Source organism: Mycolicibacterium arenosum, from assembly GCF_024320865.1.
GTDB classification, from domain to species: domain Bacteria; phylum Actinomycetota; class Actinomycetes; order Mycobacteriales; family Mycobacteriaceae; genus Mycobacterium; species Mycobacterium arenosum.
Genome location: NZ_JANDBD010000002.1, coordinates 259,266 through 270,337 on the forward strand (window position 1 = coordinate 259,266; position 11,072 = coordinate 270,337).

Consider the following 11,072-nt stretch of genomic DNA (forward strand, 5'->3'; position numbering starts at 1 on the left):
CTCACGTGCTGACATGACCGACCGGCGGCCGTGGTGGCATGCGTACCCGCAGCCGAAATTGTCATTCGCGAAACTCTTTACGCACACCGGCACGCTGTTCGACGGCGACTGGCCTACCATCGGCATCGTGAGCGCGACGTCATCCCGTTCGGCTGCCCGGTCCGGTGGACCCCGCCCGAGCCGTCGTGAACAGATACTCGCCGCCGCGCGGGCCGCGATCGAGCAGTACGGGCCCGGCGCCATCACCGGACAGATCGCCGAGCATGCTGGGTTGGCCCGGCCGAACGTCTACCGCCACTTCGCCAGCAAGGACGATCTCGACCTCGAGCTCGCGCGGATGGCCTATCGGGAGCTGCGGGCCGCGATCACCAGTCGGCTCGACCTGTGCGGAACCCCCCTCGAGGTGGTGCGCGCACCGATCGAGGCGCAGGCCACCTGGGCCGACGAGCACCCCAACCTGTATCGGTTCCTGGTCAGTCGAGGCCACCAGCGGAAGCGGGATGACGCGTCGCGGGGGGCCTTCGCAGAAGAGCTTGCTGCCGCGGGTGCCCGCTACTTTCCGCACTTCGCTGACGATCCAGACGCGGCGGAGGCGACCCTGGTTTCGGTCATCGGGCTGGTCGACGCCTCCGTGATGCGCTGGCTTGACGGTCGTGTGGAGGACCGCGACCGGGTGGTCGACCGGTTGACCGCGCAGGCCTGGCTGCTCATCGACCATCATCTGCGTGAGTTCGACGTCCACCTCGACCCCGCGGTGCCCTTGCCAGAGGAGCGGGCCGAGCAAGGGTGATTCTTGATACACTGTGTATCACTGAGTCGAGAGGTGTTGACGTTGACCAATGACGCCGCACGAAACGAACTGGCCGAGGTGCTGGCCCTGGTCGAAGCGCAGCTGGGCGACATCGCCGCCGTGCAGGAGAAGCAGCGCGCCATGACCGCGTGCGCCAAGGAGGCCGACGGCGCGGTGGAGGTCACCGTCGATTTCCGCGGTCATGTCCGCGAGGTCACGGTCGACGAGTCGTATCTCGACGACCACGAGCTCGCCGACCTCGGCGAGCACCTGACCCGGGCGGCCCAGGCGGCCATCCGCGAAATCGACCGGCGGGTGTCCGAGTTGATGACTCCCATCAACGATCGGCGCATGGCGTTCCCGTCGCTGTCCGACATCGTCGAGGGCGCTCCGGACTTCCGGGATCTACTGCCTGACTGGGCCGGCCTCACCGGCGCGCCGACGCCGACCAGAGCCGCTGAGGACGACGGCGACCCGCCGTTCCCGACCGTGCGGGGATGACCCGACCGGAGCGCGCCACCACCTCCGAAACGTCCGGTCCGGCCAGCGGATTGGCTGTCTGAGGCGGTCCGCGCAGTACCGGTGGCCCCGCTCTCGCTCCGCGTCGCCGTAACAACGTTGTTGCTCGATTCCGCTTCGCGCTCAACGGGTGTCGACGGTGACAAGCCGGCCGAAGTGGCGGCGCCGCGCGCTTCGAGCATCCGGCATCGACATGACTTCTGAGTGATACACGGTGTATCATTTCTGTTCATGAGCGCGCCGTTATCGGCGCTCTCGACGGTGCAGATCGACGCGAGGAGTTGACCCATGAGCGAGCCCTTCGAGGTGACACCGGCGGAACTGCGCGCCACGTCCGAGCATCTACACGACGTGAGCGACCGGATGAAGAAGACGTTGGCGGCGCTGCAGGGACGGCTGGCCGGTGAGGGCGCGGCCTGGGGCGACGACAAGATCGGTGAGCAGTTTGCGGGTGGCGGTGGCGGCTATCTGGCCCAACTGGACTGGGTGCAGGGTTCGGTGGATGCGAAAACCGGTCTGCTCGACTACTACTCGAGCGGGCTGAAGGGCGCCGCGAACTCGTTCGAGCAGGCGGACGAAGCGCCATAGCCACACGCTCTTTCAGTACGCGCAGCACCGAGGGATCCTCGCGTGGGAATTGAGATTCCGTCGTATCTGCAGTGGGTGTCCTACCTCGCCGGTGACGAGTGGCCCCAGGGCGACGAGACCGCGATGTTCCGCATCGGCGAGGAGTGGAACGCTTCGGCCACCGAGCTTCTCGGGCTGGTCGACGACCTGACCAGGGTGCGCTCGGAGACCCTGTCGGTGCTCTTCGGTGAGACCGCGCTGGCCGCCGACGAGCACTTCTCGATGCTCTTCGACGGCGACCATTCGGTGGACAGGCTCGGCGATGCGCTGGCGGCGCTGGGCGAATTGGCCGGCACCACGGGCACCGACATCGAGTACGCGAAGCTGATGATCGTCAGCACGCTGGGGATGGCGGCGGCGTCGATCGCCTTCTACATCCAGAGTGCGCCGTGGACGGGTGGCGCCTCGACGGCGCTCATCCCGGCCGTGGAGGCGGTTGCGACGTCGGTGATCCGGCAGATCGTGCTCCGCCTGCTCAACGGGTTGCGTGCCGCGCTGGCCAGCGCGCTGACGCGGACGATGGTCAAACGGTTGGCTGGCGAGGCTGGTGAGGAACTGGTTCAGAGCCTTGCCCAGGAGCTCGCTGTTCAGGGGTTCCAGGTCAACAAGGGCACCCGAAAAGATCTGGTGGCCGACATGTTCCGGCAGACGGCGATCGCGGGCCTGGCGGGCGGAGCCGGCGCCGGCGGCACCGCGCATCCGATGCAGGCGGCACTGGGGAACGCCCGCACCCGGGCGGGACGCGCGGGAAACGCCGCAGCGGTGGAGGTGTCGGCGGGTCTGGCCGGGAACGCGGCTGGCGCCGGGGCGACGGGCGGACTCGACCAACTCGACCTGGTCTCGCTGCTGGGTGGGGCGACCGGCGACGGGCTCAGCGGTGGCATGCACGGGGCTGCGACTCCGGGGCCGGGTCTGCTGCACGGACCCGGACCGGAGCTGGGCAACCTGGTGCCTTCGCCCAGAGCACCGCTCGACGACCGGTTAGTCGGCGCGGCACCGGCGGATCCGCCCGGAGCTCCGGGTGCTACCAACCCCGCGGAAATCGATGGCACCGTCGACCCCTCCGAACTAGCGTCGCGGGAATCGCAAGACGGTGTCGGAGATACTGCCGCGCAGCAGGATTCGGGAGCCGCTGCCACCCCGGCGTCCGACAGCCCCGCCGAGGGGGCCGACCGGACCACCGGCGCGGACCGGGCCGCTGTCGGCGAGACCGGGTCGACAGCGGTGCCCGATGCGTCGATCGGAGACCGGACCGCGTCGGCAGTCGACAGCGGAGTGCGCGCCGGCGGCGATGCCGTCGCCTCCAACGCGGCCACGCGATCGGATATGTCGTCGGTCGCGACCGCTCCAGGGGCGACCACCACGTCTGACCCGACGTCGTCGGCGGTCGCTTCGCCCGCGGCACCGCCTGCCGCCGCTGCCGCACCGTCGATCGCGACTGCGGCACCGTCGGCCGTCGGCTCCACCGCGGCATCGCTCACTGCCTCGGCCTCCGCGCCGAGCTCGTCGACCCCGCCCGGACCGGCGCCGGCGACGTCGGGTGCGGTGAGCGCATCCGCCCCGACCAGCACGTCGGCGACATCGGCCACCGCACCGACGCCGACCGGTGATTCGCCGACTCGAGCTGCAACGCCGAGAACATCAGCGCAGCAGAGCGTTTCGACCACGGCCGCGGCCACGGCCACCGCCTCGGCGTCGTCGACCACCACGGGCGGAACGCCGGCCACGCAGGTCGCGGAAGGACCCGCGTCGCGTAACGAAATCGGTGGGGAGCGGGATGCGGTGGTCGGGCCGGCCGTAGGACCGACCGTCGACGCCGCAGTGCCGCCGCCCACGAGCTGTGCGCATCGCGTAGCCGACATCGCCTCGCAGCGCTACCGCCGCGTGTTCACCGTGACGGCGCCGCCGACGCCGGATGGTGTGCCCGCCCGCGCGCTCTACACGGCCTTCGGCTCCGCGGTGAAACTGCAGAACCAGCACGAGGTGCCTGCGGAGCTGAGCGGCATGCGGCCCGGCTCGGCGGCGATCATGACGTTCTCATGGGCACCCGGCTACGGCCGAGTCGGCGGCCACGCGTGCTTCGTCGAGAACAACGGCGGCCGAATCGAAATCGTTGATCCGGAGACGGGTGAGCGGTATCCGTGGCCGCCGCGGTGGTCCGAGGACGAGGTGTCGATCACCGCGGTCGGCTACCTCGACGAGCACGGTGATCCGGTGCTGCGCCTGCGTGACTCCGTGGACGGTCTGCGGCCCGCCGACATCGTCGGCCTGGTGGCCGGCAGCGCCGATGTACACGCGTTGGCGCTGAAGATGTTGCGGCAGATCATTCCCAGCGGTGACGCGGCCGAGTTGAGGAATCCGCTGGGCGACGCCGACCTGGCGGTCTTCCGGGCGAAGCGCAATGCGGCGTGGTGGTCGGCGCTGACACCCGAACAGCGCGACGCGGTGATCGTGACCTACCCCCAGCATGTCGGCAACGCCGAGGGCATCCCGGCCGACGCGCGGGACCGCGCTAATCGGATCGTGTTCGACGGGTGCCGGCGGGTGCGAAACCGGCTGCAGGCCAGGCTTACGGATGGCGACGAGCTCCAGCCCGTCGAGATGAAGTACCTGCTGTGGGCCAACAAGATCGACTCTGCGCTGCGCGCGGCCGCTGAAGCCGCCGAACGGATCGGGGTGGGCGGGCCGCGCCTGCTGGCGTTCGACCCACTCGAGTTCGGCAGGGACGGCCGCGCGATCGTCGCGTTCGGCGAGGACCCCTACCACGCGGATGCGGTGTCGGTGTACGTGCCAGGGCTGGGGACCACTGTCGCGGAAATCGCCGGGGTGATGCACGGCACGCTCAACACGTTGCAGTCCACCCTGACCGAGAACCCTGCACTGTCGGCGGCGTCCATTGGCTGGATCGGTTACGACGCGCCGAACGACCTCGACTCGTGGCGCGTCGCCGGCCCGGGTCTGGCCCGTGCGGGTGGGGACATCCTGCACGCCGACCTCCTCGCCTACAACGCGGTGCGCGCCCCATGGCCCACCGGAGTCAACCCCGCTGTCGGCATCACGTTGATCGGACACTCCTACGGTTCGAGCACGGTCGGGTACGCCGGGCGCGACAAGCGGCTGGCCGGTGAGGTACGCGCGGTCGTGCTGCTGGGGTCGCCGGGAGCGGGACCGCAGCGGCATGCCTCGGACTTCGGCGATGGCGTTGCGGTGTACGCGATGTCGTCCTCACGCGACCCGGTCACATCGCTGGGGGCGCGGGGTCCCGATACGGACGGGCGCATCCTCGGGCGCGGGCTCGGCGTCGATCCGGCGATGCGGGAGTTCGGTGCCGTCCGGGCTACCGCCGAGTTCCCCTCGGTGATGGACGATCCGACGTCCGTCGGTACTCACCGCAGTTACTTCGACTACGTGCCGGCCTCGGGGCCCCGCGTCGACAGGTTGGTGATCCCCGAAAGACTGGTTCGCTCCGAATCGCTGCGCAACATCGGGATGATCGCCGCCGGTCGGGCCGAGCGCCTCGACGGCGAGCGGCACCGGTTCGACCACGGCCGCGCCGGCTGGCGTCCCCGCTGGCGCACCGTCGAGCCCGCGATGCTGCGGCGACTACGCATCGAGGGTGATGTGGACGTTCCGAGGCAGGATCGTCATATCCGGCGACAGTGGAACCCGCGATGGCATCTCGACGGCGACGCGCTGCTCGGTCCGTCTGAGACCACCGTCGGCGGGGTGCTGGGCGCGTTCCGTCGCACTCGCTCGCGTGACGACACCCCGCCGCCGACGCCGCCGTTGCCCAACGATGCTGTACCCGAGCATGTTCGGCAGGCGCTGCTCCAGCGGGTGCCGGACGGCGACCCCGCCAAGCTGCGCAACCCGCTGGGTGATGCGGCGCTGGCTGTCCAGACGGCGAAGGCCAACCAGCTGTGGTGGACGGGGCTGACCGATGACCTGCGTGACGACCTGATCGAGGCCTACCCCGAGCACATCGGCAACACCGAGGGCATCCCGACTGCCGATCGGGACCGCGCCAACCGCATCGTGATCGACCGCCATCGGGTCGTTCGGGACCGCCTGCAGGCGCAGCTCGACCGGGGCATGTCGCTGAAGCCGATGCAGCTGAAGTACCTGCTGCGAATGAACAAGATCGACATGGCGTTGAGTAGGGGTGCTGCCACCGCTCGGCGTGCCCGGGTGGGCGGGCCCTACGTGATGGCGTTCGACCCGCTCGAGTTCAACGGGGACGGTCGCATGATCGTCGCCTTCGGCGACTATCCCGAGCAAGCGGAGACGGTGTCCGTTTACGTCCCGGGGCTGGGCGCCACGCTGGACAAGTTCGCTTACCACATGCACTGCGCCTTCAACACGCTTCAGTCGACCGGGGCGGAGAACCCGGGCGTGTCCGCGTCCGCGGTCGCGTGGCTGGGGTACGACGCGCCCAACGACTCGGCCACATGGCGGGTCGCCGGCCAGGAACTGGCGCGCAGCGGAGGCGACATCCTGCACAGCGATCTGGCGGCGTTCAACGCCGTGCATGCACCGTGGCCTAAACACGGCGATCCGGCGTTCGGCGTCACGCTGGTGGGCCACTCCTACGGTTCGACCACCGCTAGCTACGCGGGGCGAGGCGGACGGCTGGCCGGCCTGGTGCGCGCAGTGGTGCTGGTCGGCTCGCCGGGTGCTGGTCCACAGCGGCACGCCAGCGATTTCGGCGTCGACGTGTTCGTGCTGTCGTCCTCACGCGACCCGGTGACGGGACTCGGCGGCCGGACACCGGGATCGAACGGACGGATCTGGGGCCGAGGCCTCGGCATGGACCCGGTGATGCGCGAGTTCGGCGCGACCCGCGCGACCGCGGAGTTTCCCGGCCGCACCGATCGCGGCGACACCACAGGAACCCACAACGCCTACTTCGACTTCGCCGAGATCGCCGGGCCTCGGGCCGGGTGGCTGCTGCCGCCGGAGTCGGATCAGCGGTCACAGTCGCTGGCCAACATCGGGCGCATCGTCGCGGGGCGCCCGGACCGTCTCGACCGCGAGGGTTCGCGCTACGACGCGGGCCGGAGCGGTCGGCTGCCGAGTCGGCGGACAGTGGAACCGGCCGCCGGGCGCGGCGACAACGGAACCACCGTCGACCGCAATTGGTGGAACCCGCGGTGGCGGGCAGCCGAACTGCTGACTGAGGCGGCTATCACGCCCGGTCCGACGCCGAGCCCGCTCGATCGGCTTCGGGAGCTGTTGGGGCCCCGCGTGCTGCCGCAGCACGCAGCTGGGACGCTCTCGGAGGTCAATGCGCTCGAGGCTTACGCCGAGGTCGTCGTCGCTCTGCGCGAATTGGACCACCAGTTCATCCGCCGCGGCGTCAGCGCCAGGGCGCGCGCCCGGACGCTGCACGAGCTGGAAGCTGCTGTCCGGCGCTGGTCACTCGATCTGATGTCCGATCGCGCACAAGCGGAATTACCTGCTGCACAAATAGACACGCGAGCCTTCACCGAAGTCGTGGCGGCCCATCGCGAGCAGGGCCTGGCCGGTGACGCCCCCTACCGCGCCATCATTGACGTCGCTCTCGGCGATCACCACCCGGCGGTGCCTTCCCCGATTCGGGTGCTCGGCCTTCCTCCGCACGTAAGCGGGACGTTATCGGCTATCGAGGCAATCGAGGTGTACGCCGACGGCAACGTGGCGATGCGCCGACTCGACGAGCGGCTGGTTCGCGACGGGGCCGGGTGGGCGGACCGGGCGCGAAGGCTCTTCGATCTCGAGGCCGAGTTGCGCCGCTGGACCGACAGCCTGATGAGCGACCGAGTGATGGCTGATGCTGTTGCTGCGCAGCGTATGTCATTCATCGACCGGGTGGCGTCGTTGCGTGTCGACGGCAAGACTGGCGACGACGTCTACCGCGCGGTGATCGCCGCCGCGGTGTATGACGACCCATCCGGTGCGAGCGTTCCCGGCCCGTCGACCACCGCGGCACCGGCGGCTTCAAACGTGTCGCCACGGCGCACCGCCGGAGAGCGCTGGCGCGATGTGCCGTCCGGCGTCGACCCGCTGGGCAACATAGCTGCGCGGGCGTTGGCGATGCGGGTGCCCAAGGTCGGCGTCGCCGACATCTGCCATCCGCTCGGTGAGGCCGGGAAGGCAGCGGAACGCGCGCGGGCCAACGCCGCCTGGTGGTCGGCGCTCGACGGTCGGCACCAGCGTGCGGTCCTCGACGAGTATCCCGAGATCGGCAACGCCGAGGGAATCCCCACCAGGGCGCGGCACGAAGCGAATCATCAAGCACTGCAGGACGTTCACCGCGCGCTGCTGGGCCAGCGTCAACGCGGCGGCCGGCTCAGTCGCAGCGAGCGCAGGTTGCTGGCGCGTACGGAGCGCATCCTGTCCGCCCTGGACCGAGCCCGTCGTGAGGCGGAGGCCGCCGGGGTGGGCGGTCCGTACCTGCTGGTGTTGGATCTGTCGGCGTTCAATGGGCAGGGCCGGGTGCTGGTCTCCTTCGGTGCCGACCCGATGGTGGCAGATTCGGTGTCGTGGCACGTTCCCGGCATGGGCATGAACGTCGACCGTCTCGGGTACTGCATGGGAACCGCACTGCGTCAACTGCAGTCGACGCGCAGCGCCGAGCGGACGCTGTCGGCGGCCTCGATCGCCTGGCTGGGATACGACGTGCCCAGCGGGCGCGGCCTGTGGAAGGTCGCCGGGCGGAGCGCGGCGCGCGCCGGCGGCGAGATACTTCGCGCCGACATCGTCGCGTTCAACGCCGCACGGGGCATGGCGGCCGCCGACGGTAGCCGGTTCAGCGGCAACCACATCTTCGGCCACTCCTACGGCTCCACGACGATGAGCTACGCCGGGGTGGGCGGCCGCCTGGCCGGAGACCTACGGACGATGAGCCTGGTCGGATCGCCGGGCGCCGGTCCGGCGCGCCATGCCGATGACTTCGGCATCGGTCGCAACGTCTACGTCGCGGCCTCATCCCGTGACGTGTTCACCGCGTTGGGCGGTCGCATGCCGGGATCGGCGGGCAGGATCATCGGCATCGGGATCGGAACCGATCCTGCCGTGAGAGCCTTTGGGGCACAACGTGTCACCGCTGAGTTCGCAGCAGCGGCGGACCGAGGCCGCATCCTGGGCACCCACAACTCGTACTACTCGTACTACGGGGCGGTCGACACCACGGTGCCGCGCGAGTCGCTGGCCAACATGGGCCGCATCGCGGCGGGTCGGCCCGTCGAGGTCGAGTCACGGCGGGTGGTGCGCGGGCGGCGCACTGTCGAACCGGCGCTGACCGCTGACGGCGGTCCGAGGCGCTGGTGGAACCCGAGGTGGAGGCGCCCCGCCGCGGCGGCGGCCTCCGACCGCCAACGACCGTCGACCGAACCCGGCGCCGACGCGCTCGCGGCTTACCAGGCGCAGGACCCAGCGCTGCGCTGGGTGGACACCGATCACGCCGATCGGATCGGGCACGTCGTCGACCACGCCAACGATCCGGCCGTGCTCGATCGGTTCGCCCGCGATCTGTCCGGGCATTACGGCCCATTCCGCGTCGCCTTCACCCCAGACGTCGTGGACTCCGAACATCGGCTCGTCGACCCCAGCGCGGCCGACCGTCGGGTCCGCCTGCAGGGGCCGATACTCAACGGCGACCAGGAGATCGGCCGCCTGGTGGTCACCTACTTCCGTGACGACGACGGCCTACCCGTCGTGCACCACAACCGCATCCGCATCGACCCCATATTCCAGCGGAAGGGCTTTCACAAGGCGGTCCACGTGCAACTGGAGCGGCTCTACCGCCGCAGCGGCGTCGACCGCACCGAACTCAGCGCCGAACCGCCCGGCGGCGGATACTCGGCCGCGCGTCAGGGCGTTACGTGGAACACGGATTCGGAGCTGCACGCCGAATCGCTCGGCAATCTACGCACGTGGGCACAGGACACCGCGGATCGCATCGAGGGAGACAGGCCCGAGGCCGCTGCCGTCCTACGGTACGCCGCCGCCAGATTGCAGCCCGGCCTACCAGACCTGTTGACGCCGAGGAGAATTGCGGCGTTGAGCACTCCGGACTACCCCACGCTCGGCGTCGACTTCATCAACGGAGCGCTGTGGGAAGGCGTCAAACACCACCACGACGTCGGCGTTGAGCCGACCCCCGCAGTCGTCGTAGACACCACTGCGGTCTCCGTCAGCGAACGACCGTCGGGACTGCTGCGGGTGGACCGACCGCTGGTCGTTGCGCATCGCGGCGCATCGGCTGAACGTCCCGAACACTCGCTGGCGGCCTACCAGTTGGCGCTCGAACAGGGCGCCGACGCCGTCGAGTGCGACGTCCGATTGACCCGCGACGGCCACCTGGTGTGCCTGCACGACCGGCGGGTCGACAAGGTGTCCACCGGCACCGGCCTGGTCAGTGAGATGACCCTGGCCGAACTGCAGGCCCTGCGGTTCCGCGCCCGCGACGGTGCCGCGGATCAGACCTTCGACGTACTCCTCTTCGAGGACCTGGTCCGGCTGGTGGCCGACGCCGGCCATCCGGCTCAGCTGATCGTCGAGACCAAACACCCGGTGCGCTACGGCTCTTCCGTGGAACGTGAAGTCGTGGCGATGCTGTCCCGGTACGGGATGACCTCGCCGCGTACCGCGGAAGAGGCTCGGGCGCTGATGATTTCGTTCTCAGCGACCGCGATGGCGCGGGTGCGCGCGCTCGCGCCACGGCTGCCGACGATCCTGCTGGGTCACAACGTGTCCGCCAGGCTAGGCGGCGGCGCCACCACCGCGCGGTTCCTGACCACTGTCGGACCCCGGATCGGCGCGACCGCGATCGGGCCGTCGGTCAGGACGTTGTGTGAGCATCCCGGCCTGGTCGAGGAGGCGGCGGCGCGGGGACTCGACGTTTACGTGTGGACCGCCAACGACCCCGCGGACGTCGCGTTCTGCCGCGACCTCGGGGTGCGCTGGATCGCCACCGACTACCCGGAGCGCACCGGAGCGCAGCTGGCCGCTGATGATGTTGCACGCGAGTCGGTTTCGCTGACCTCGCGTCGTGAGAACTGCGCATTGGCCCTAGCAGATGTCCTGAGGCGGCTTTACCCCCCGCACCTGTTCACCGTTCGCTCGGAGGCCACGGCGAGTGGGGTGCGCGCACGCG

General features: G+C 69.9%; 3 protein-coding genes and 2 pseudogenes. All 5 read left to right on the forward strand.

What is annotated here, in order from left to right:
* The first annotated feature begins 13 nt into the window (after positions 1 to 13).
* Positions 14 to 790 (forward strand): TetR/AcrR family transcriptional regulator, encoded by a 777-nt coding sequence (locus NM203_RS05095; protein WP_255058613.1) that lies wholly within the window; start codon positions 14 to 16, stop codon positions 788 to 790.
* 42 nt (positions 791 to 832) lie between these two features.
* Positions 833 to 1,291, forward strand: a complete 459-nt coding sequence (locus NM203_RS05100; RefSeq protein WP_255058614.1) for a YbaB/EbfC family nucleoid-associated protein — start codon at positions 833 to 835, stop codon at positions 1,289 to 1,291.
* 306 nt (positions 1,292 to 1,597) lie between these two features.
* Entirely contained in the window at positions 1,598 to 1,897 is a 300-nt protein-coding gene (locus tag NM203_RS05105; protein WP_255058615.1) for a WXG100 family type VII secretion target, read from the forward strand.
* 75 nt (positions 1,898 to 1,972) lie between these two features.
* Positions 1,973 to 8,905: pseudogene (locus NM203_RS33585) on the forward strand (alpha/beta hydrolase); the annotation flags it as partial.
* Between the two features lie 1,224 nt (positions 8,906 to 10,129).
* A pseudogene (locus tag NM203_RS05115) lies at positions 10,130 to 10,909 on the forward strand (glycerophosphodiester phosphodiesterase); the annotation flags it as partial.
* Positions 10,910 to 11,072 lie beyond the last annotated feature (163 nt).

Bases quoted from the DNA above. Each gene is read 5' to 3' on its own strand.
- NM203_RS05105 (WP_255058615.1), top strand. From the start codon at position 1,598: ATGAGCGAGCCCTTCGAGGTGACACCGGCGGAACTGCGCGCCACGTCC.
- NM203_RS05095 (WP_255058613.1), top strand. From the start codon at position 14: ATGACCGACCGGCGGCCGTGGTGGCATGCGTACCCGCAGCCGAAATTG.